At 30.0% G+C, this 25,019-nt stretch carries 19 protein-coding genes and 1 other RNA gene; 18 read left to right on the forward strand and 2 right to left on the reverse strand.

The window, feature by feature from the left end; translation table 11 throughout:
- Nucleotides 1-87 precede the first annotated feature (87 nt).
- The 17 genes from thrS (at nt 88) to H3T96_RS13365 (ending at nt 21,299) form a co-directional block, all read left to right on the forward strand.
- Complete coding sequence (gene thrS / locus H3T96_RS13285; RefSeq protein WP_025315573.1) at nt 88-2,013, forward strand: threonine--tRNA ligase; 1,926 nt, start codon at nt 88-90, stop codon at nt 2,011-2,013.
- A gap of 27 nt (nt 2,014-2,040) precedes the next feature.
- Nucleotides 2,041-2,580 carry a translation initiation factor IF-3 gene (gene infC, locus H3T96_RS13290; RefSeq protein ID WP_025315574.1) on the forward strand — a complete coding sequence of 180 codons (540 nt, stop codon included), beginning with the start codon at nt 2,041-2,043 and terminating at the stop codon, nt 2,578-2,580.
- Nucleotides 2,581-2,664: 84 nt separating this feature from the next.
- Nucleotides 2,665-2,862, forward strand: a complete 198-nt coding sequence (gene rpmI, locus H3T96_RS13295; protein WP_025315575.1) for a 50S ribosomal protein L35 — start codon at nt 2,665-2,667, stop codon at nt 2,860-2,862.
- Between the two features lie 32 nt (nt 2,863-2,894).
- Nucleotides 2,895-3,248, forward strand: coding sequence for a 50S ribosomal protein L20 (rplT, locus tag H3T96_RS13300; RefSeq protein WP_024496189.1), 354 nt, complete (start codon nt 2,895-2,897; stop codon nt 3,246-3,248).
- A gap of 210 nt (nt 3,249-3,458) precedes the next feature.
- Nucleotides 3,459-4,442 (forward strand): phenylalanine--tRNA ligase subunit alpha, encoded by a 984-nt coding sequence (gene pheS, locus H3T96_RS13305; protein WP_025315576.1) that lies wholly within the window; start codon nt 3,459-3,461, stop codon nt 4,440-4,442.
- Between the two features lie 16 nt (nt 4,443-4,458).
- Nucleotides 4,459-6,846 (forward strand): phenylalanine--tRNA ligase subunit beta, encoded by a 2,388-nt coding sequence (gene pheT, locus H3T96_RS13310; RefSeq protein WP_144093311.1) that lies wholly within the window; start codon nt 4,459-4,461, stop codon nt 6,844-6,846.
- Nucleotides 6,847-6,851: 5 nt separating this feature from the next.
- Nucleotides 6,852-7,145 carry an integration host factor subunit alpha gene (locus H3T96_RS13315; RefSeq protein ID WP_039126771.1) on the forward strand — a complete coding sequence of 98 codons (294 nt, stop codon included), beginning with the start codon at nt 6,852-6,854 and terminating at the stop codon, nt 7,143-7,145.
- Between the two features lie 157 nt (nt 7,146-7,302).
- Nucleotides 7,303-7,398, forward strand: an RNA gene (gene ffs, locus H3T96_RS13320) — signal recognition particle sRNA small type.
- Nucleotides 7,399-7,496: 98 nt separating this feature from the next.
- Entirely contained in the window at nt 7,497-8,636 is a 1,140-nt protein-coding gene (locus H3T96_RS13325) for a polysaccharide biosynthesis/export family protein (RefSeq protein ID WP_144093313.1), read from the forward strand.
- 33 nt (nt 8,637-8,669) lie between these two features.
- The gene (locus H3T96_RS13330; protein ID WP_144093315.1) at nt 8,670-9,569 is read left to right on the forward strand and encodes a hypothetical protein; all 900 of its coding nucleotides are present in this window, start codon (nt 8,670-8,672) and stop codon (nt 9,567-9,569) included.
- Nucleotides 9,569-10,372 (forward strand): ABC transporter permease, encoded by an 804-nt coding sequence (locus H3T96_RS13335; protein WP_144093317.1) that lies wholly within the window; start codon nt 9,569-9,571, stop codon nt 10,370-10,372. Before H3T96_RS13330 ends, H3T96_RS13335 begins: the two co-directional genes overlap by 1 nt.
- Nucleotides 10,372-11,031, forward strand: coding sequence for an ABC transporter ATP-binding protein (locus H3T96_RS13340; protein WP_086351311.1), 660 nt, complete (start codon nt 10,372-10,374; stop codon nt 11,029-11,031). The genes H3T96_RS13335 and H3T96_RS13340 overlap by 1 nt, the downstream gene beginning before the upstream one ends.
- Nucleotides 11,032-11,048: 17 nt before the next feature.
- Nucleotides 11,049-13,145: a capsular polysaccharide biosynthesis protein gene (locus H3T96_RS13345; protein WP_144093319.1), complete on the forward strand. Its 2,097-nt coding sequence runs from the start codon at nt 11,049-11,051 to the stop codon at nt 13,143-13,145.
- 404 nt (nt 13,146-13,549) lie between these two features.
- Nucleotides 13,550-14,743, forward strand: coding sequence for a capsule biosynthesis protein (locus tag H3T96_RS13350; protein ID WP_086351313.1), 1,194 nt, complete (start codon nt 13,550-13,552; stop codon nt 14,741-14,743).
- 32 nt (nt 14,744-14,775) lie between these two features.
- Entirely contained in the window at nt 14,776-15,990 is a 1,215-nt protein-coding gene (locus tag H3T96_RS13355; RefSeq protein ID WP_144093321.1) for an acyltransferase, read from the forward strand.
- Between the two features lie 34 nt (nt 15,991-16,024).
- Nucleotides 16,025-17,107 (forward strand): stealth family protein, encoded by a 1,083-nt coding sequence (locus H3T96_RS13360; RefSeq protein ID WP_039126787.1) that lies wholly within the window; start codon nt 16,025-16,027, stop codon nt 17,105-17,107.
- Between the two features lie 70 nt (nt 17,108-17,177).
- Nucleotides 17,178-21,299 (forward strand): CDP-glycerol glycerophosphotransferase family protein, encoded by a 4,122-nt coding sequence (locus H3T96_RS13365; protein ID WP_144093323.1) that lies wholly within the window; start codon nt 17,178-17,180, stop codon nt 21,297-21,299.
- Nucleotides 21,300-21,381: 82 nt separating this feature from the next.
- Here the strand turns inward: H3T96_RS13365 and H3T96_RS13370 are convergent, their stop codons facing one another.
- Together H3T96_RS13370 and H3T96_RS13375 are read right to left on the reverse strand one after the other, a co-directional pair.
- Complete coding sequence (locus H3T96_RS13370; RefSeq protein WP_313902995.1) at nt 21,382-21,927, reverse strand: glycosyltransferase; 546 nt, start codon at nt 21,925-21,927, stop codon at nt 21,382-21,384.
- Nucleotides 21,928-21,944: 17 nt separating this feature from the next.
- Nucleotides 21,945-22,352, reverse strand: coding sequence for a hypothetical protein (locus tag H3T96_RS13375; protein ID WP_144093327.1), 408 nt, complete (start codon nt 22,350-22,352; stop codon nt 21,945-21,947).
- A gap of 552 nt (nt 22,353-22,904) precedes the next feature.
- Between H3T96_RS13375 and H3T96_RS13380 the strand changes: the two genes are divergently transcribed.
- Complete coding sequence (locus H3T96_RS13380; RefSeq protein WP_144093329.1) at nt 22,905-24,848, forward strand: U32 family peptidase; 1,944 nt, start codon at nt 22,905-22,907, stop codon at nt 24,846-24,848.
- Nucleotides 24,849-25,019: the final 171 nt, after the last annotated feature.

Here is a 25,019-nt window from a genome sequence, read left to right on the forward strand (position 1 = left end):
AACCTTATAATAAGTGATAGTATACTCTGCTTATTTATGTACGCATGTGCGCTTTCGTGTGGCGCACCACTGTTATAAGGATTTATTATGCCAATTATTACTCTTCCTGACGGAAGTCAACGTCAATTTGATAAACCAGTTACTGTTTTAGAAGTTGCTCAAAGTATTGGAGCAGGGCTTGCTAAGGCTTGTATTGCTGGGCGTGTAAATGGTCAACGTAAAGATGCTTGTGATGTAATTGAAGAGGATGCAACATTAGCTATCATTACTGCCAAAGATGAAGATGGTTTAGAAATTATTCGCCATTCTTGTGCTCATTTATTAGGTCATGCTATTAAACAATTATGGCCTGATACGCAAATGGCAATTGGTCCAACTATTGACAATGGTTTCTACTATGATATCGATTTAGATCATTCTTTAACTCAGGAAGATCTTGATGCTTTAGAAAAACGCATGCACGAATTAGCAAAAAAAGATTATGAAGTAAAAAAAGAAGTTGTTAGCTGGGAACGTGCAAGAGAAGTATTTTGGGAACGTCGTGAACCGTATAAAATTGCTATTTTAGACGAAAATATTCCTAAAGATTCAACACCGGCACTCTATCATCATGAAGAATATATTGATATGTGCCGAGGACCACATGTCCCTAATATGCGTTTTTGTCATCATTTCAAATTACAAAAAATTGCTGGTGCTTATTGGCGTGGTAATAGTGATAATAAAATGTTACAACGTATTTATGGCACAGCTTGGGCGGATAAAAAACAACTTGATAGTTATTTACAATTTTTAGAAGAAGCCGCTAAACGTGATCACCGTAAAATTGGTAAACAACTTGATCTTTATCATATGCAAGAAGAAGCACCCGGTATGGTATTTTGGCATAATGATGGTTGGATTATATTTCGTGAACTAGAAGTTTTTGTTCGTACTAAATTAAAAGAATACAATTATCAAGAAGTAAAAGGTCCATTTATGATGGATCGCGTATTATGGGAAAAAACAGGTCATTGGGGTAACTATAAAGAGTTAATGTTTGTTACTTCGTCTGAAAATCGTGAATATTGTATTAAACCAATGAACTGCCCAGGTCATGTACAAATTTTTAATCAAGGTCTAAAATCTTATCGTGATTTACCTTTACGTATGGCTGAGTTTGGTAGTTGTCATCGTAACGAACCATCAGGTTCATTACATGGTTTAATGCGTGTTCGAGGCTTTACCCAAGATGATGCGCATATATTCTGCACTGAAGAGCAAATTCGGGGTGAAGTAAATAGCTGTATTAAAATGGTTTATGATACTTACAGCACATTTGGTTTTACAGATATTACCGTTAAATTATCAACTCGCCCAGAAAAACGTATTGGTAAAGATGAAACATGGGATTTAGCTGAAAAAGATTTAGCTGAATGTTTAACTGAAAATGGTATTGAATTCGAATATTTACCAGGCGAAGGCGCATTTTATGGGCCAAAAATTGAATTTACTTTACATGATTGTTTAGGACGAGCATGGCAATGTGGTACAGTACAACTTGATTTCATGTTGCCTGAACGTTTAGATGCGACTTATGTAGGTGAAGATAACGAACGCCATACACCAGTTATGATCCATAGAGCAATTTTAGGTTCAATGGAACGCTTTATGGGAATTTTAACCGAAGATTGTGCTGGATTCTTCCCTACGTGGCTTGCTCCTTTGCAAGTTGCAGTAATAAATATTACCGATAATCAAGCTGAATATGCCAAACAATTAACCGAGCAATTGCAAAAAGTTGGAATTAGAGCAAAAGCAGACTTGAGAAATGAGAAAATTGGGTTTAAAATTCGAGAGCATACTCTAAAACGTGTTCCGTATATGTTTGTTTGTGGAGACAAAGAAATGCAATCAGGAACAATTTCAGTTCGAACTCGTCAAGGTAAAGATCTTGGTAGCTTTGAAGTGAAACATGTTATAGAATTGTTGCTTAATGAAATTCATAGTCGTTCATTAGAACAAATGAATTAACGATAAATTAATTTGGAGGAATGAGATATTAAAGTCAGTAAACGTATTCAGTCAACACGCGCGCATAAGATCAATGATGAGATTACAGCTCGTGAGGTGAGGTTAACCGGCGTCGATGGTGAACAGCTCGGTATAGTAAGCTTAGAAGAAGCTTTAAAACAAGCGGAAGAAGCAACTTTAGATTTAGTCGAAATAAGCCCTAATGCAGAGCCACCTGTTTGTCGAATTATGGATTATGGCAAGTTCCTCTATGAAAAGAGTAAAGCAACAAAAGAACAGAAGAAGAAGCAAAAGGTTGTTCAGGTTAAGGAAATTAAATTCCGACCTGGTACAGATGAAGGCGACTATCAGGTAAAACTCCGCAGCCTGATTCGCTTTCTAGAAGATGGCGATAAAGCTAAAGTCACGTTGCGTTTTCGTGGACGTGAAATGGCTCACCAACAGTTAGGTACTGAGATGCTTGATCGCATTAAAGAAGACTTAGCTGATTTGGCGGTTATTGAATCTTATCCAACTAAGATTGAAGGTCGTCAAATGATAATGGTGCTAGCGCCGAAGAAGAAATAATGGTTTTGCAAGTTAATCTTTAGTTTTCTAAAAATTACACCATTATTTTATTTTTATTAACAATGCGAAGTGGAAATTAATAAAATGCCTAAAATTAAAACTGTAAGAGGCGCAGCAAAGCGCTTTAAAAAAACAGCTTCTGGTGGCTTTAAGCATAAACAAGCTAACAAGAGTCATATCCTAACCAAAAAATCAACTAAGCGTAAACGTCATTTACGTGGTTTGACTACTGTGTCAAAAGGCGATTTAGGTTTAGTTACTGCGTGTGTTCCATACGCTTAATTTATTGGTTAATTAATTAGAGGATATAGTTTATGGCTCGTGTTAAACGTGGTGTTATTGCTCGTGCACGTCACAAGAAAATTTTAAAACAAGCAAAAGGTTATTATGGAGCTCGTTCACGTGTTTATCGTGTTGCTTTCCAAGCAGTAATCAAAGCTGGACAATATGCTTACCGTGACCGTCGTCAGCGTAAACGTCAATTCCGTCAATTATGGATTGTCCGTATTAATGCTGCTGCTCGTCAATGTGGTCTTTCTTATAGTCGTTTTATCAATGGATTAAAGAAAGCTTCAATTGAAATCGATCGTAAGATCCTTGCTGATATTGCTGTATTTGACAAAAATGCATTTGCTGCATTAGTTGAAAAGGCAAAAGCTGCATTATAATAGCTTTATAAGAGCCGAGTTATCTCGGCTTTTATCATTTTATTGAAAATATTATTTAAGAGTAAAGTAATTATGAAATTAGTTGTTTTTCGTTTCTTTTTTAGCTTCATTAAAAATTTTCATTCGTGAGGCAATGGAAAAACGAAAAATAATTATAAAAGCCTCAGGAGAGGCTTTTTTTATGTAATGAACAATAAGCAGGAGAATTTTATGTCTCAATTAGTTGAACTGGTAAGTAATGCCAAATCCGCTATTGAAAATGCTAACGACATTAATACGATCGAACAGATCAGAGTGGAATATTTTGGTAAGAAAGGCTACTTTACATTGCAGATGGCTTCTTTACGTGATGTTCCTGCCGAAGAACGCCCAGCAGTCGGTCAAAAAATCAATGATGCAAAACAAGAAGTTGTTGAAATATTAAATCAAAAACGCAATCTTTTAGAGCGTCAAGTCCTAGATGCAAAACTAGCAAATGAGACGATTGATATTACCTTACCAGGTAAATCTCTTGAGTTAGGTGGGTTACATCCAGTGACAAAAACAATCAATCGCTTAGTTGATTTTTTTGGAGAACTAGGCTTTTCGGTTGAAACTGGACCAGAAATAGAAGATGATTATCATAACTTTGATGCACTGAATATTCCTGCTCACCATCCTGCTCGTGCGGATCATGATACATTCTGGTTTGATGCGAAACGTTTATTACGTACCCAAACTTCAACTGTTCAAATTCGAACTATGGAAAATCAAAAACCGCCAATCAGAATCATCGCTCCTGGAAGAACTTACCGTAATGACTATGATCAGACTCATACTCCGATGTTCCATCAAATGGAAGGATTATTAGTTGATAAAGACATTAGCTTCAGCCATTTGAAAGGTTTATTACATGATTTTCTTCATTGCTTTTTTGAAGATAATATGGAAATAAGATTTAGGCCTGGCTACTTTCCATTTACCGAACCTTCAGCAGAAGTTGACATTAAAGCTAAAAATGGTAAATGGCTAGAAGTATTGGGATGTGGAATGGTTCACCCTAATGTATTACGTAATGTTGGTATTGATCCTGAAATTTATAGCGGTTTTGCCTTTGGTATGGGAATAGAAAGATTGACAATGTTACGTTACGGTGTCACTGATTTGCGTTCTTTCTTTGAAAACGACTTACGTTTTTTAAAGCAATTTAATTAATTCTGGAGATCAAAACATGAAATTTAGTGAAAGTTGGCTACGTGAATGGATCAATCCAGAAATTAGTAGCGAAATGCTAGCCGACCAATTAACAATGGCTGGTTTAGAAGTTGATAATATGGAAAAGGTTGCAGGAGATTTTACTGGTGTTGTGATAGGAAAAGTTGTTGAGTGTAAACAACATCCTAATGCAGACAAACTTCGTGTAACTAAAGTGGACATAGGTAAAGATGAATTACTTGATATTGTGTGTGGTGCACCAAATTGCCGACAAGGTTTAATGGTTGCTTGCGCTACTGTTGGGGCAGTTTTACCAGGTGATTTTAAAATTAAATCAGCAAAACTTCGCGGTGAGCCTTCAGAAGGGATGCTATGCTCTTATTCAGAATTAGGTATTACTGATGATCATAATGGAATTATTGAATTACCTGATAATGCACCTTTGGGAAAAGACATTCGAGAATATTTAAATCTTAACGATGTTATGATTGATATAAGTGTTACACCTAATCGTGCTGATTGTTTTGGTATTGTTGGTGTTGCTAGAGATATCTCAGCCGTTAATAATATTCCAATGAAAGAAATTAAAATAGCAAATGTACCAGCAACAATTTCTGACACCTTATCAATCCAAATAGATGCTCCAAAAGCAGCTCCTCGCTACTTAGGAAGAGTGATTAAAAATATCAATATCAATGCGACGACACCATTATGGATGAAAGAAAAGTTGCGTCGTGGAGGCATTCGTTCTGTTGATGCAGTCGTTGATATTACTAATTATGTATTACTCGAACTTGGTCATCCAATGCATGCGTTCGATTTAAAGCAAATTGAAAAAGGCATTATCGTTCGTTATGCTCACCAAGACGAAGAAATGACATTACTTAATGGTAATGAAGTTAAATTGAATGATAAAACATTAGTTATTGCTGATCATAATAAAGTTTTAGCAATTGCAGGTATTATGGGCGGTGAAAAATCAAGTGTAACACAAGCAACTAAAGATATTTTTCTTGAGTCAGCTTTTTTTGCTCCATTAGCAATTACAGGTAAAGCTCGAGAATATGGTCTACATACTGAGGCTTCTCACCGCTATGAACGTGGTGTCGATCCTGCATTACAGTTTGTGGCAATGGAAAGAGCGACACAATTATTAGTTGATATTTGTGGCGGGGAGGTTGGGCCTGTTATTGAAGTTACAAATCAAAGTGAATTACCCTCACAAGCAACAATAAAGTTACACCGTAACAAAATTGATCGAATTATAGGTTATACCATTGAAGCGCAAAAAATTACAGATATATTAGTTCGACTTGGTTGTGAAGTAGAATATAAAGACGACATTTGGATCGTTAAATCACCTAGCTGGCGTTTTGACTTACAAATTGAAGAAGATTTGGTTGAAGAAGTTGCCCGTATTTATGGATATAACAATATTCCGAATGCAAATATGAAAATTGAATCGGTAATGCAACCAAAACCAGAAAGTATTATATCATTACGCCGAATAAAAGACTTATTGGTTGATCGTGGTTATCAAGAAGCCGTGACATATAGTTTTGTTGATCCTAAAATTCAGCATATTCTTCATCCGAATGAACCTGCAATCACTTTACCAAATCCAATTTCCAGTGAAATGTCTGTAATGCGCTTATCATTGTGGTCAGGATTATTAGATGCGGTGCTCTATAATCAAAATCGACAACAATCTCGTTTACGATTATTTGAAACGGGTTTACGTTTTATACCAGATGAAAAATGTGAGTTTGGTGTGCGTCAAGAGTTCATGCTTTCTGGGGTTATTACGGGTAATTTATATGAAGATCATTGGCAATTACCTAAAAAGAGCGTTGATTTTTATGATCTAAAAGGGGATCTTGAAGCCATTTTCTCATTATTAGGTTGTGATGGACAAGTCCAGTTTAATAGAGCAGAATTATCAGCTTTACATCCAGGACAAAGTGCTATAATCAATTTAAATGATGAGGTTATCGGTTATTTTGGTGTTTTACATCCAGAAATCGAAAAAAAATTATCTTTAAATAGTAAAACGCTTGTTTTTGAAATAAATTTAGCTAAAATTAACTTTAAAAAGGTGCCTGTTGCTCAAGACCTTTCAAAATATCCGTCAAACAAACGAGATATAGCGATTATTGTTTCAAATACAATTCCAGCAGCAGAAATTATTTCAGTGTGTAAGCAAGCTGGAGGAGAGCAACTTGTTAAAGTTAATCTTTTTGATGTCTATCAAGGAGATAACATTAAAGAAGATCAAAAAAGCCTTGCTATCAGTTTGATTTTACAAGACAAATCACGTACACTTGAAGAAGAAGATATAGCAAACATTGTAAGCAAGTGTGTCACTGCTTTACAAAATCATTTTAAAGCCCTATTAAGAGAATAATAACTATGACATTAACTAAAGCTGATATTGCAGATCGTCTTGCCGAAAAATTTAATATTGATCGTCAAGAAGCTAAAGTCCTTGTTGAACTTTTTTTTGAAGAGATTCGAGTGGCTTTAGAAAAAGGGGAACCGGTAAAATTATCTGGATTTGGTAATTTTGCTATACGTGATAAAAATTCACGCCCAGGCCGTAATCCTAAAACTGGTGAAAGTGTGGATATCTCCGCTCGTCGAGTTGTTACATTCAGACCAGGTATTAAATTCAGAGAACGAGTAGAAAAGAATTTAGCTCTATAATTTATGATGTAGAATTAAATTTTATACTATACTCTTATTACAATCGCCTTTCTTTAAAATTAAGATTAAAGAAAGGTCGATTGGATATTGTTGGATAAAATAATAATTGAAATAATTTTATAATTAAAGCATAATATAACCTTTCCTATGGAGGCACTATGGGTCCTCTTGCAACATTTTTTTGCTCATCAGGTCAGGTCCGGAAGGAAGCAGCCAAAGTAAAAAATATGTGTGTGAGATGTGGCTGATAGGGTCTCCACCACAAAACACTATTAGACTAAAATTTTCTGTTTTATAATAAATATAATAAATATAATAAAAGATAAGAAATGATGTATAAGGAAATTTATTTTGAAATTACCATCCCTTCTGCCAATTACACTAGCCATGATTTTAAGTGGTTGTTCGGTTTTGCCGCATTCTGGACCAAGTTTCTCTTCAATAAAAAATATAAATAAACCTGATTCCAACAGGGATGCAATTTATAGTAAAGTTAATTTAATCGATCTCAATAATTCAATCAATTTTACTAAAGAAGCTAACTCATCAAAAGACCCTTTAAAATTTATTAATGAAACAACGAATCAAATTCAAGAAGTTGATAGAATTGGGAAAGGGGATAGTCTAAAAATCTCAATTATTGAAACTCCTCCAGCAATATTATTTATAGGTTCAAATGATACTGGAGCTCCAAAAACTGGATTGACTGATCTGCCAGTGGTGACGGTTGATTCAAAAGGGTTTATTTCATTACCATTTGTTGGAAATCTAAAAGTCGATGATAAAACCACTGGGCAAGTACAAAGTGAAATAGTTGAAAAACTATCAGGTATAGCAAATAGACCCCAAATTATTGTTACGGTATTAGAAAAAAGATCATCGACAGTCACAATTATTGGAGATAAATTTAGTGGTAAAATGCCACTTACAGCTAAAGGAGAACGATTGTTAGATGCTGTTGCCGTGTTAGGTAATAGTATGTATGATATTAAAGATACATTAATTCAACTTACTAGAAATAAAAAAAATAACCAAATCCCATTAAGCTTGCTTCTATCAAATCCTAAATTTAATATTTATCTTCAACAAAATGATATAATTACTTTAATTAATAAACCAAGTTCTTTTATTTCAATGGGAGCAACAGGAGCAACCAAAGAAGTACGTTTTGAAGCTATAGGGATAAATTTATCTCAAGCACTAGGCCGTATTGGTGGTTTAATTGATAATAAAGCAAATGCAAAGGGTGTTTTTGTATTTAGATATCAAGATAAACTATTAGCCAATAATAAAAAAGAAACTATTCCAACTATTTATCAAATAGACTTAACTGATCCAAATTCTTTATTCATTATAAAAAATTTCCAAATCCAAAATAATGATATTGTTTATGTTGCTTCTGCACCAATTGTTGAGCTACAGAAATTCTTATACGCTGTATTTTCACCAAGTGTAGGAATGATTAATCAAGTTAATCAAATTACAGAATAATTTTTTAATTTACAAGATAGGCTTGATATAATTATGTTTTTATTCATTAATTTGAAAAAAAGATGGTTACTGCATTTACTCGTTACGCTACCAACTTTATTATCAATTATTTATTTTGGATTAATTGCAGAGAATATATATACATCAGAAGCTACATATATTATACGTTCCTCTGATACTCAATCATCATTGGGAGGATTAGGGTCTTTCTTTTCAAAAGTTGGTATTTCTCGTTCTAATGATGACTCATATGTTGTTCTTTCGTATATAAAATCTAGAGACGCATTGTCTTCTATTGAACAACTGCTACCCGTTAAACAATGGTATACTCAAAAAGGGGATATAATTGCTCGTTTTAATGGGTTTAATTTTAAATATATGGATAAAAAAGAATATTTTTATCGCTATATGAGTGATATGATAACTGTCAACTTCGATAGTTCTTCGGGTATTGCAACAATAAAAGTTAATGCATTTGATATGCAAGATGCTTTTAATATTAATGAAAATCTATTAAAACAAGCTGAAGGATTTGTAAATCAAATAAATTTACGCGCTAAACAAGATCTTATTACAGCATCGTTAGCTGAAATTAAAAATGCTGAATTACAGATGAAAAAAGAAGCTAATGCTCTATCCGAATTCCAAAAGAATAAAAATAAAGATGCTAATCTAGCTGAATATCAACAAATTCTTATAAATAATACAGTTGCAAAGCAGCAATTCGAAGCGGCTACATTGTCTTTACGTAATGCTCAAGTGGAGATAACTAAAAAACAACTTTATTTAGAACGAATAGAGCAACCTAGTATTTCAGATGTTTCATTCAAACCTGCACGTGCATACAATATGATCTCAACTTTCATAATAAGCCTAATTATATATGGTATATTTAATTTGATGATAGCTGGGATAAGGGAGCACAAGGATTGATGAGTGAAGTCATTTCTAAAACTCAGTTTTTTCGCTCCCTCATTATACAAATTAATGTGATAAAAGCTTTAATATTACGTGAGATCATCACTCGTTATGGTCGTAATAATATTGGTTTTTTATGGCTATTTGTTGAACCTATGTCATTGACTTTATTGATAAGCTTAATGTGGTATTTTTTTAAAGTTAATGCTGTTTCTAATCTTAATATTATAGCCTTTATATTAACAGGTTATCCTATGGTAATGATGTGGCGTAATAGTTCATCTCGTGCAAAAGGGGCTGTTAAAGCTAATCAAGCATTACTATATCATCATAATATACGTATTTTAGATGTTGTATATGCGCGCATTTTTCTTGAAATGATAGGTGCAAGTGCAGCACAAATATTCGTAATGATAATTTTTATATTTTTTGGATTAATTTCCATACCCAGTGACCCATTTTATATGCTGTGTGCTTGGGGATTGATGTGTTGGTTTTCCCTTGGATTAGGGCTTATTATTTTTGTTTTATCTGCTAGATTTGAAGCTTTTGACAAGATATGGGGAACTTTGAGTTTTATGTTATTACCCATTTCAGGTGCTTTTTTTTGGGTAGATACTTTTCCCGATGAAATTAGAAGCTGGTTACTTTTTCTTCCTCCTGTTCATGGAACTGAAATGTTCCGTTTTGGATATTTTGGTTCATCTGTTACCACTCATGAAAGTATTAGTTATCTAATTTTATGTAATATAGTTCTACTATTCATTGGTTTGGCAATGGTTAAAATTAATGAAAACTATATACTTGAGGAAGGGTGATGATCATAGTAGATAATGTATCTAAAAGATATATAACTCGTAAAGGTTACAAGACTGTATTAAATAATATTAGCTTTACACTCCAACGAGGAGAAAAACTCGGAATTCTGGGACGTAATGGGGCTGGTAAATCAACATTAATAAGACTTATCAGTGAAATTGAAAAACCAACATCAGGAACGATTAAACGTAGTATGACCATTTCATGGCCCTTAGCTTTTTCAGGAGCTTTTCAAGGTAGTTTGACTGGAATGGATAATTTACGATTTATCTGTAGAATCTATCAAAATGATATAAAAAAAGCTAAAGAATATGTTGAGAATTTTGCTGAATTAGGAGATTATTTATATGAACCTATTAAGAAATATTCTTCAGGGATGAGAGCTCGTTTAGCTTTTGCCTTATCTTTGTCAATAGAATTTGATTGTTATCTAATTGATGAGGTTATCGCTGTAGGTGATTCAAGATTCACACAAAAATGTAAAAAAGAACTATTTGAAAATAAAAAAGATCGTTCATTGATATTAGTGTCACACAATATAAATGCAATAAAAAGCTATTGTGATAAGGCAATGGTTTTAGATGAAGGTAATTTATACCAATTTGAAACTATCGATGAAGCTTATCAATATCATAATAAGCAACAAAAATTAACTTAAAAGCCATTCAATCGTTTATGAAAAAAGTTGCTGTTTTTTCGAAAAAAATCATCAAAATTAAAAACATTAATCATTTTTTTCCTGATTTAATTTTTACAGATAAGAAAATTAAAAAGCAAGCTAATGCAATTGCTGGATGGGGACTTCGTCCGACTACAAAGAAAGCAAGAAAATATGCAACAGAAAATAAACTGCCATTTATTTCACTTGAAGATGGATTTTTACGTTCTGTGGGGTTGGGATTAGAAGGTTATTCACCATTATCACTTATAGCAGATAGCGTAGGTATTTATTATGATGCTCGTTCACCCTCAGAATTAGAAAATTTGATAAAAAATAAAAATCAATTAGTTCTACACTTAAATGAGGCAACTGAAGCAATAAAATTAATTATTGATAATGAATTAACAAAATACAATCACGCACCAGACTTTACAGGTTTTAGTAATAAACACCATATTCAAAATCAAAATGAGAAAGTTTTAGTAATTGATCAAACTGTAGGTGATATGTCCGTCAAATATGGTGGTGCAGATCAACAAACTTTTCTTGAAATGCTAGATAAGGCTATAAAAGAAAATCCTACCGCAACAATTTATATTAAAACACATACTGACGTAATTAATGGTTACAAACAAGGTTTTATAACTAATAATTTAAATAATAACTCAGTAATTTTATTTAGTGATGACATCAATCCTATTTCACTTTTAAAGCATGTTAATAAAGTCTATGTAGTTACATCACACATGGGATTTGAAGCTCTTTTATTAGGAAAAGAGGTTATAACATTTGGTTTACCATGGTATGCAGGGTGGGGATTAACAGATGATCGACATAAAAATATAAAAAGTTTAAAGCATAATAATAGACGAACTGAAGCAAGCATTACCGAATTGTTTGCAGCAAGTTATATTTTATATTGTCAATATATAAATCCAAATACAGGTAAAAAAGGGACCATTTTCGACGTTATTAATTACCTAATTAAAATTAAAAAATTAAATAATAAATTACGAGGTTCAGTTAATTTAGTTGGATTTTCATTCTGGAAAAAAAATGTGTTATTGCCATATCTAAATCTTCCTTCAGTCAAAACTCATTTTTATTCTATAAATAAGTTTATAAAAATTGGAAATAACAATAAATTTAATCATAACGTGGAATGCCAAAAAATATTAATCTGGGGACAAGGTAATAAAAATATTATCCCTATTATTCAAAATGGACAATTTCATACTATGCGTATTGAAGATGGCTTTATTCGATCAATTGGATTAGGTTCCAATTTTGTAATGCCATATTCATTAGTAATTGATGAAATGGGAATTTATTTTAATTCTCAACAAGTTAGTGAATTAGAGTCATTATTAGCGACCAGAGTAGTAACAAAGAAAGAACAACAACAAGCGAATTCATTACAGAAATTACTAATAGAAACAAAGTTAGGTAAATACAATGTAGGTTTTGAAGAAAATATTAAACCCCATGAAACAAAGTCAAAAATAATACTAATACCAGGTCAAGTTGAAGATGATGCATCAATAATATATGGATCACCTATTATCAAAACTAATTTGAAACTCGTACAAATTGTTAGACAAAAAAATCCAGATGCTTATATTATTTATAAACCTCATCCAGATGTTTTAAGTGGTAATCGAATAGGAAGGATAAACGAATCAGAATTAAAAAAATATATTAATGATATTGTTGAATTTGTTGATATTATTCATTGCATTGAGCAAGTGGATGAAATTCACACAATGACTTCATTGGCAGGTTTTGAAGCTTTAATTCGTCATAAAAAAGTTGTTTGTTATGGCCAACCATTTTATTCTGGTTGGGGATTGACTAAGGATATATATCCTAACTCAAGAAGAAATCGAATTTTATCATTAGATGAATTAATTTACATTGTGATGTATGAATATCCAATATATATTCACCCACAAAGTATGGATTTCACAGATCCAGAAACATTGGTTAAATATTTAAATAATGAAAAATTAGAAAAAACACGACTAATTAACCAATTCTGGTTAAAAAAGCAACTTCAAAAAATAAAGCACATCCTCGATCTTATTGTTAAAATGAAGTTTAGTAAAAATTGATTAAATAAGTCTGAAAACGTTATGAATGTTATAATATAACTTTCTATATGAAAATTTATCTAATTCTTTAAAAAAATAGAGAAATTATTGCTATTTACTAACAACTTTTACTCAAACCTGCAATTTGGTCAAAAATAATTCTAATAAATTTTACAAAAATTTAATATTAGCTTATTATAATGGTAAATTAATAATAAATATTATTGTGTTTTATTACATTAATTATTATTGAAACTAAACCTTAGAATAAAGTTATATTTATAATCATAAGTTAATAAATTATATGCAAGTTTTTGGTTTCATAAATGGATTTATAAAGGAACTAGATTAATAAATTATATATTTGTATTTATAACAAATAATATGTTTTTTTATGCGAAATAATTTATTATGTGAATTATGGAATGAGTCATTATTTATACGAATTAGCTCAAACAAAAGAAAATATTCTTTTGTTACAGGGACCCGTTGGTCCATTTTTTAAAAATGTTGCAAAATGGTTACAAAATCAAGGATGTAAGGTATATAAAGTTAATTTAAATGGAGGCGATGAGTTTTTCTTTCCGCAGAATAGTATGTCTTTTTATGAACCAATTACCGAATTTCATCAGTTTTTAATGGATTATATTGAAAAATATACTATTGATGCAATTGTAGTTTTTGGGGATTGTCGTGCTTATCATGAAATAGCTAAGTCAATAGTTAATTCTAACTCCAATCTATCATTTTGGGTATTTGAAGAGGGTTATTTAAGGCCTCATTATATTACATTTGAAAAAAATGGTGTGAATGGCTTTTCTCTTATTCCTAAAAATCATGATTTTTATCAGAATATTGAAATTGCTTCATTTGATGAACACAAAGGGAAATCACATTTTTATTCAATGGTTTATTATACCAGTGTTTATTATATTTCAATGCTTTTAAAAAGACACAAGTACTTAAATTATATACATCATAGAAACACATCATTAGCTTTTTATGCATCTCATTGGGGATTAGCATTAATTCGAAAATTAAAAGCAAAATTAATCAAACCCAAATTAATAAAAAATTTAGTTAATAACAAATATAAACCATTTTATATTTTTCCATTGCAATGTGATCAAGATTTTCAAATCCAAGTTCATAGTAATTATCATTCAATGAAATCATATATTTTTAGAGTTATTCGATCATTCTCCATGTTTGCAGATGATGAAAGTTATTTGTTAATTAAACACCACCCAATGGATGAAGGGTTTAACAATTATAATCGTTTAATAAAAAAATTGTCTAGACGGTATGGTGTTAGCAAAAGAGTAATATATATACATGGCATACCTATGCCAGTTTTATTAAGGAATGCAAAAGGACTTGTTACAGTTAACAGTACTTGTGGGCTTTCTGCTCTTATCCATGGATTACCAGTTAAAGTGTTAGGTAATGCTCATTATGATATAAAAGGACTAACTTTTCAAAAAGGGCTCCATTATTTCTGGAAAGAAGGGCAAAAACCTGATGCTGAATTATTTCAACGTTATCGAACTTATTTATGTAGTAAATCCCAGATAAAGGGATCAGTTTATTATACTGATTTTGAGTTGAACATTAATTAATTTCTTTCGAAAATATTAGCGAGAAAACTAGAATGAAAAATATAAATATAATTGGTAATTATTCGGACCATAATGGAAATTTGGTTTTCGCGCCTAAAAATTTACATAATGTTACAGTGAATTTTGTTGGCGGAAACAATAAATTAATCATTGCAGATACAAGTAAAATTCGTAATCTTAATTTTGATTTTCCATCACATAATGCAGTTATTATAATTGGTGAAAATGGAAACTTGTCAGGACAAATAAGAGCTGGTTATTGTTGTAATATTAACATTGGCGATAATGTAACTTGTACTAATAAAATATATATAACATCAGCAGAAAAAACGAAAATTGTAGTTGGAGATGACTGCATGTTCGCAACAGGTAATCAAATTCGTTCGGATGATGCTCATGCAATTTATGATGTTAATACAGGAGATCGAGTAAATAAATCAAAAGATATTATTATAGGTGAGCATGTATGGTTTGCTTTTAATTCTGTCGTTTTATCTGGTAGTCAAATAGGTGAAGGTTCTGTAATTGGTTTTGCCAGCGTTGTAAAAGGAAAATATCCAAACAACTGTGTAATTGTTGGAACTCCTGCTAGGACCACGAAAAAAGATATTGCTTGGGAACGGCAAAATATCATGTTAACTGAGCCCTGGATTAGAACACATGCTAGTCAAATAAAAGCGCAAAAGCGTTATTGGAATAAGACAATTAAAAATAAGCCAATATATGTAGGTCAAGGAGTATTTCATAATATCTATAAACTCTCACCTATAAGAGACTCTATTGACGAAAAAAAATGTCATCATCATGTTGAATTGTATAACATCTTCTTAAAAAATAATAAACTCTATTTAACAGGTATCGCTGCTATTATTGGCATCCCTTGCCCTGATTATACTCCTTGTATAAAAAACTTCTTATTATTTAGTAAAGAGAATTCATATTATCAAAAACAGTTAGCAAAATTTTCAGATTCAAATATTAGTCGGAAATTATTTAATGGAGATTATATTAGTTATGATAAAGCTGGAATGTTTACATTTAAAAATGAAGGTTTATTAATTGATGATATTCCTGATGGTATTTATAAACTAGGGGTGAAGTCAACCTTTAACGAATTGGAATATTACAGTGATCTAAAAATTGAAAATTTGAAAGAGTCAGTTTATCAAGATTCAGAAATTATTTTAAAGTTATATTGTGTTAAACACTCTATTTATTTTGAGAAAGTAAGTAAAAAATTAAAATAAGTTTTGTATTATGAGTAAATGTTAATTTGATAGTATGAGTAAATTCAATAAGTTTATAAGAAATCCAGGTATTTTTCTTAGGGACTATTTTATAAATAAATATCCTTTATCATTTGATGAACAAGGTCACAATGTTATTCATGAAAATATATTGATCACGGATGATTTTAGGTTATATAACATTTATGAAAATCAATGTTTAGAAACTATTGATGTGGTTATTACATGGGTTAATAATAATGATCCAAATTGGATTAAAAAGCTAAATTATTATAAAGCTCATAGTAAAATTGATATTAATCATTTATCCATTGATAGTTCAAGGTTTGAAAATCATGGTGAACTATACTATGTAATAAAAAGTATTGAATCTCACATACCTTGGGTAAATTCAATATATTTAGTTACGGATGAACAAATTCCAGAATTTCCTTTATCTAATAAAGTTAAAATAATTGATCACAAGCAAATAATAAATCATAAATATCTTCCCACATTTAACTCTCATGTTATTGAGGCACATTTACATAATATTCCTAGATTATCTGAAAATTTTATTTACTTTAATGATGATGTGTTTATTGCCAGAAAACTACCTAAAACACATTTTTTAAGTGGCAATAATTTGTCATCTTTGTTTTTAAATAAAAAAAATTTGGATCAAATGATTCAGAAAGGTATCAATACTCCAACTTTATCTGCTAGTTTAAATTGTCGTAATTTACTATTAAAAAAATATAATAAAAAAATAAATAATCCATTAGCTCATACTTATGTTCCGTTAAAGAAATCATATTTCGAGTTAGCTTGGACATTGTTTACAAATGAAATTAATGGATTTCTTCCCAATCGATTTAGATATGAAAATGATCTTAATTTAGCGACATTCCTAGTTCCTTGGATGATGTATTTAGAAGGTAAATCCAAATTGTCACGTGATATTTGTTACTATTTCAATGTACGTTCATCAACAGCTAAAACTAATTATACTTTCCTTAGTAATAGATATGAGTCATTGCCTCATTCTTTTTGTGCAAATGATTTTTCAGCAAAAAATATTAATGAAAAAAACTACAAAGATAATTTAATAAAGTTTTTAAGTAGATTTTACATTTAATTAAATAATAACAGATTAAAATTATTTCTTTAATCGACTAACTTCATGAATTATAGGGTCTTAAAAGATTATGTCAATAATAAAAAAATGGAATAAATTAAAAAGGAATCCTAAGCTTTTTTTCTCAGATATGTATTTAAAAAGACAAAATTATATTTTAAAGCATGCTCCATCAATAAAATACAAAACAGGACAAGAATTCTCTGTAGTATCAGCAGTTTATGGCGTAGAGAGATATTTAAATGATTATTTTGAAAGTTTAGTCAATCAAACTATTGGATTTGAGGATCATATTCATTTAATTTTAGTCGATGATGATTCTAAAGATAATTCTGCACAGCTCATTAAAAAATGGATAAAAAAATATCCAAATAATATTACTTATATTCATAAAGAAAATGGTGGACAAGCATCTGCACGTAATTTCGGTATGGATTATGTAAAAACTAAATGGGTAAGTTTTATGGATCCGGATGACTTTGTCAGTCTAGATTATTTTGAAGAAATTGCAAAAGTGTTGGATAAAAATCCAGAAGATATCGGAATGGTTAGCTGCAATTTCATTTTTTATAATGAAAATGTTGATCAATACAGTGATACACATCCACTAAAATATCGTTTTGCAAATGGAGTAAAATATAACTCTAATTTTGAGTTTGGAAAAAATATCGTGATGTCCGTTAATTCAGGAATATTTCTTACACAAGTAATTCTTGAAAACGATTTATTTTTTGACACTAAATTGAAACCTTCATTTGAAGATGCACGTTTTGCTTCAGAATACATATACTATATTAAAGCACTAAAAGTAGCTTTTTTACCTTCTGCTAAATATTATTATAGAAAAAGAGATGACAATTCTTCAACCTTAGATACATCTTGGAATGATAAACGTAAATTTTTAGATGCTTTAGAACGCGGTCCAATATTTGTTTTGGAATTTTATAAGGAAAGATTAAAACAAATACCAGAATTTATTCAACGACAAGCTTTATATGATTTCGCTTGGATTTGTAAACGTTTAATTAATAATCCAAATCCTTTAAATATCCTCAGTGAAGATGAAAAAATTAGATTTTATGAAAATGCTAAAAAGGTTTTATCTTATATAGATAAAGAAGTAATTTTGAGTTTTGATTTAGCAGGTATTTGGTTCTTATTCAAAGTAGGAATGCTAGGATTTTTTAAAGGTATAACAGATATAAATCAGATCGCCTATATAGAAAGATATGATCAAGCTAAAAAAGAAATACTAATCTCGTATCATAGTTATAATGATAGTAATATTGCAATACTATTTGATAATAATGATACAATTCCAAAGTATCAAAAAAAGAAAAAACACACATTTGGTGATAGATATTTTGTAACAACATATAAACTATGGGTTCAGTTACCAGAAAAATTCAATAAATTTGAAATTAAATTTAATGGTGTTCATTCAAAAATTTTCATCAAAGGAACCTTTTTTTATACTGGGGTATCTTATGAAAAAATGATAGAAAATTTAGCAAAGTTTGTTCAAACAAACAGAAAAGATCATTGGATTTTAATGGACAGAGATTCTGCAGCTGACGATAATGCAGAGCACTTATATCGATATATAAGATCTACACATCCAGAGCGAAATATTTACTATGTATTATCAAACAAATCTCATGATTGGAATCGTTTGAAAAAAGATAATTTTAATTTATTAAATTTTGGCTCCTTTGAACATAAAAAATTATTAAGAACGGCATCAAAAGTAGTGAGTAGTCATATTGATAAATATGTTAATGATTATTTTCCTGACGGATCAATGTTAAATCAACAATTTGTATTTTTACAACACGGAGTGATTAAAGACGATTTATCAAATTGGATTAATACCAAGAAAAATGTAAGTATAATGCTTACGAGTACAGAACCAGAGTTCAATTCAATTGCATTTGACGATAAATATTTTTTAACAAATAAAGAAGTAAAATTAACAGGTTTACCAAGGCATGATGCATTATTTTTTCAAAAAGACAAATTTGCATCAGATAAAAAAACAATCTTAGTAATGCCAACATGGCGTGATTCTATTTTACCTAAAGCAAAAACAGATCGTTCAGAGCGCGATAAAAATCCTGATTTTATGTTAACTGATTATGCTGTACATTGGAAAAGTTTCATACATAACGAAGAATTAAAAAAAATAACGAATAATGGAATAAAAGTTATTTTTGCTCTACATAAAAATATAGAACCATATTTGGACGAATTTAATATACCCTCATATATAGAACAATGGCGTTCTGAAAACTGTAGCATTCAAGAATTATTTTTGAAATCAACACTGCTTATCACTGACTATTCATCTATTGCCTTCGAAATGGCATATATTGAAAAACAAATTATATACTATCAATTTGATGAACATGAATTTTTTTCAGGAAAACATACTTTTTCTAAAGGTTATTTTGATTATAGACAACATGCTTTTGGTCCTGTTGTTACTACAGAAGAAGATTTGACTAATGCTTTAAAAGAAATTGTTAAAAATGATTTTGCTATTCAAGAACCGTATTTTTCAAGAATTAAGAATGTTTACCCTTACAGAGATGGCAAATGCTGTGAAAGGACTTTTGAAGCTATTGAAGCTTTAGATAAACCTAATGAAGCGGTGGAGGAAGTAAATTTTACAATACTAACTGATTTTCTGTTAAGGGCGTATGAAGAACTTAATTGGCCAATAGCTATAGAGCGCGCTAAACTATTATTATCCTTTGATAAAACTCCAGAAGATATAGCACAACTTATTTTAGCAGAAGCATGTTACTATCAGAGAAAACCTTCAATATTTCCTGTTGATATTAATAATATTAAAAATGATAAAGTGAAAGCATTTATTTTTATGGGATTAGAGCAATGGGAGAATGCTTATGATAGTTGGAGTAAAGTAAAGGAAAATTCAAGCTCTAAATACTTTTATCAGTTAATTTGTTGTCAATATTTAACTAATAATGATTATGTTGTTAAAGTTCAAAATGAATTTTTGCAACAATCAAAATATGATAAAGAAACGTCATTATTGATTAATGCATTAATATCAGCATCTAATGAAAATTGGAATGATGCTATAGAAAAATTAAATATTCTACTTAAAAGTAATGTAAAAAAGAATTTTTTGAAAAGATTTTTTCCTGAATTAATTCTGGCAGATGTATATAGGAAGAATAATGAACTTGATAAATGTCAAACACAGTTAGTTAATTTTGAAAAACACAAAACGGACAATTTTGAATTCGAATTACAGAAAATTAAATTATCTTTAATGAAAGAAGATTATTCTAATGTGCTCTCTCATTTAAAGAAAAGATTTAATAATAACTATATGATAATTCCTGCTTCAGCCTTGAATCTTTACATTAAAGCATTAGATATGTCTGCAAATTGGGATCAAATCATAGCTTGCTCTAAAGTTTTATTAAAGAAAGAAGGATATTGGAAAATTCTTGCACAACAAATGTTAGCAGAGGCAGGTTATCGAAAATATCAAATATCTCTGTTTTTTAATAATGTAAAAGTCCGGATTGAAGATATTAAAGATAATAAAACCAGAGCATTTATTTTAATGACTCAGGAAAAATGGGAAGAAGCGTTTCAATATTGGGAAAAAATCAATGATAAAAAAGTGATAGATCTTTTTTATCAATTAACATGTTGCTACTATATTCCCAATTCGCTGCATACAGCTAAAATTAATTCTGATTTTTTAGAAAAAGGATTATTTGAGCAAAATGAATTAGATATATTAAATGGGCTCGTGAAAATGACACAACAAAATTGGGGTGGAGCTATTATGCAGCTTAACCCTTTGATAAATTCTAGTACATCTGTATATTTTTTGAAAAAATATATACCACAATTAATTTTAGCTGATATTTTTCGTAACATAGGGCAATTTGAAAAATCAAATGAATTATTAGACGATTTCGAAAAACACACTCCTAATAATGTAGAATGCCATATACAAATGGCAAAAGTGTCTCTTGCTCAGAAAAATTATCAAAAAGTAATTAATTTATTAAATAAGATATTTGATAATAAGTACCAATTGATGCCGCCGTCAGTATTATCTTGTTACATTAAAGGATTAACAATGTTTGTAAGTAATGAAATGGAAAATTTAGATAAAATTATTAAATTTTCTGAGAAAAAATGATAATTTTTTTAATTGACAACCTTTTTATCAATATAAAGGTTGTCAATAAATAACAAGATAACTTATCCGTTAATTAAAGTTTTTAATGAGTTAACTTTTCATTAAAGCATCGAACAACATGCATTTCCATTCCTACAAGTTGTTTGACTGTTAATGGTTTTTCCATGCAGAAAATCTCAAATCCTTCTATTTTGGATGCATAATCAAGCCATAAATTTCTATATAAATATATATGACTTCCGTTATTAAAAATAGCCCATTTGATTATATTTTTCTCAAGCTTTTTCCAAGGTTTAAATTTTGTAATAAAATGGATATTTTTAGTATCAAACTCAAAATTATCATCACTTTCTCGTGTGGATAGAACTCGATGATTATAAGTTTCTGGAATTTTCTTGAATTTTCCTTTTGTACTTTCAATGACTAATGCAAAAGCAATTTGTTCTAATAATTTTGCATTAGGAGACTCTCTTTTAATTAATTGGTAATATTCAGATAGTTTTTCGAAAAAATTTTGTTCAGTATAAATTTTATTATTAAAACCAAGAAATCCTACATTCATGTAATCAATACTTTGTCCTGAAACTATATTTTCATCTATAAGTTTTTTAATGGTTTCTTTTTCAATATTTTCTTTTTCTAAATCTACTTTATTAGACCACCCAGAAAAAAAACATCATAAGGTTCTATTTCATCTAATATATATTTACTAACACAAAGAATATCATAATCAACTTTATAGGAATAAGTATAACCTAATTCACCAAGATAAATAGGTAATACATAATTATAAAAAATATCAATAGGCCAATGATTTTCAATCATAGTCGAAAATTTTTCTTCAATACCAAATTTGCTTAATTCCTTAGTATCAACAAAATTTATCGAATATTTATTTAATGTTTGTTGCATAGATGGTGTCAATTTACTGCCATCAAAACACATAAACATATCAAATATACCTTCATTGTGTTCATTAATACTTTCCAAAGCTACGAGCGCGGGAAAATAAATATTCTCATCGCCAGCAATAAATACCGCCTGTTTTTTCATGTTTTTTCCCTAACTAATTATTTAAAAATCCCTTAACAAGGAAAAGTCTAAAAATAGAACTACATCTTATAGTATAAATTTAATTTTATAAAATATATTCACTATTAAAGTAATATAGGTTAGTATTTTAATTATTACAATAATTAGGTCAAATTAATCTATATAACTATTATGTTTTAGATTTAATTCTCGTTTCATTTTATATACAAGTATTATCCATTAATAAATATATTAATATTTAAACGCTTTAATCATAGTGTTAGTTAACTGAGTAATATAGAGTATGTGAGTAAAAAAGAATTAAATTTAACCTGCAGCTAATAATGTATTCATTATAATTGTTGTTAATAAAGTGCTAGGTAACATAAATATATATATAAACAGGATATTATCTAGATAGTTATACTAAAACAAATGAATAGTATGAGTATAATTTTACTCAAACTATGCTTTCCTAAAACTTCTTGACAAGAATTACTAAATTAATTATAACGTTTGATTCTAGCTCGAGAGCTAATCCTCTTAAATTGTATTTTTAAAAAAGAGTCATTAATGCTACATCAAAAAAGCACCAGTAATAAATTAGAACTTCTTAGCCCAGCCAAAAATATCGAAATTGCTAAACAAGCCATTTTACATGGTGCAGACGCTGTATATATTGGAGGACCAAATTTTGGGGCTAGACATAATGCCGGTAATTCGGTTGGCGATATTGCACAATTAGTTGAATTTGCTCATCAATATTATGCAAAAATTTTTGTCACATTAAATACTATACTTCATGATAATGAATTGGAATCAGCAAGGAATCTGGTTTGGCAATTGTATGATGCTGGTATCGATGCTTTAATTGTCCAAGACATGGGCATATTGAATATGGATATTCCACCAATTGATTTACACGCTAGTACTCAAATGGATATTCGGACACCTGAAAAAGCAAAATTTCTTTCTGATGTTGGTTTTTCTCAAATTGTGTTAGCTCGAGAACTTAATTTAACTGAAATTGCTAATATTAATCAGAATACTGATGCAAACATTGAGTTTTTTATACATGGTGCACTGTGCGTAGCTTTTTCTGGCCAATGTTATATTTCTCATGCTCAAACAGGACGAAGCGCTAATCGAGGAGACTGTTCACAAGCTTGTAGATTACCTTACACTTTAAAAGATGATAAAGGTCGAATTGTTGCTTATGAAAAACATTTATTATCTATGAAAGATAATAATCAATCGGACAATCTAATTGGGTTAATTCAAGCAGGGGTAAGATCATTTAAAATAGAAGGGCGATATAAAGATCTGAGTTATGTCAAAAATATAACAGCATTTTATCGGCAAAAATTGGATAAAATTTTAGATAAATCATCTGATTTAATTCCTGCCTCTAGCGGTCGAGTTGAACACTTTTTTACACCTGACCCTAATCGAACATTTCATAGAGGAAGTACAGATTATTTCATTCATGGTAGAAAGCCAAATATTGGTGCTTTTGATTCCCCCAAATTTATTGGTTTACAAATTGGCGAAATAACTAAAGTTACATCTAAAACTTTAGATATTAAATCCAAAAACACATTAAATAATGGTGATGGAATTAATGTATTAATTAAACGTGATATTTTTGGATTTAGAGCGGACAAAGTCGAAAAAATATCACGAGATCATTACCGCATTTACCCTAATGAAATACCTAAACAGCTTTATTCTATTAAATTGCCACATGTTGTTAATCGAAATTTAGATCACGTATGGCAACAAAATTTACTAAAAGATTCAAGTAAACGATGCATTGGTGTTTCATTTGAACTCCGAAATAGTTTTGATGGTATTAGCTTAATAGCAATAAGTGAAGAGGGCATTAGTGTTGAATTAGCACTCAAAGGAAATTTTGAACCGGCTACTCAACCAAATAAGATTCTTAAAAATATTCAAGAAAATATATCAAAACTAGGAAATACAATCTACTATCTTTTAGATCTCAAAATAAATTTATCAGAAGTTTATTTTATTCCTAATAGCCAACTCAATCAGTTAAGACGAGAAGTTATTGATAAACTCACTATAGAAAGATTAACAAATTATAAGCGCAATATACGAAAACCAGAAATAAGCCCAACGCCAATGTATCCAGAAACACAATTGAGTTTTTTAGCTAATGTTTATAACCAAAAAGCTCGAGAATTCTATAAACTACACGGTGTTGAATTAATTGAAAGTGCTTATGAAGCCCACGAAGTCAAAGATGACGCTCCATTAATGATCACTAAACATTGCTTAAGATTTGCTTTTAATTTATGTCCAAAGCAAGCTAAAGGTATTCAAGGTGTTAAAACTAAAGTAACACCGATGAAATTAGTACAAAATAATAATGAAGAATTATTACTGAAGTTTAATTGCAAAGCTTGTGAAATGCAAATTTGGGGCAAAATAAAAAAACATATATTAAAAATGCCATTATTAGGTAGTGATATTATTTTAATGGTTAAAAGTTAAAATTTTATTCTAAAAAAGAATTTTTAATATAAGGCTCATTATTTAATGAGCTTTATATCATTCAGATTATATATTAATAATGACTTATAAAAGTCAAGAATAACGATTAAGTTCAAAATAAAAGAAGAGAAGAAAAGAGGGCTAAAAAATATTAAACAGTAGCTAAATACA

Source organism: Gilliamella sp. W8136 (assembly GCF_016101285.1).
Taxonomy (GTDB): Bacteria; Pseudomonadota; Gammaproteobacteria; order Enterobacterales; family Orbaceae; genus Gilliamella; species Gilliamella apicola_N.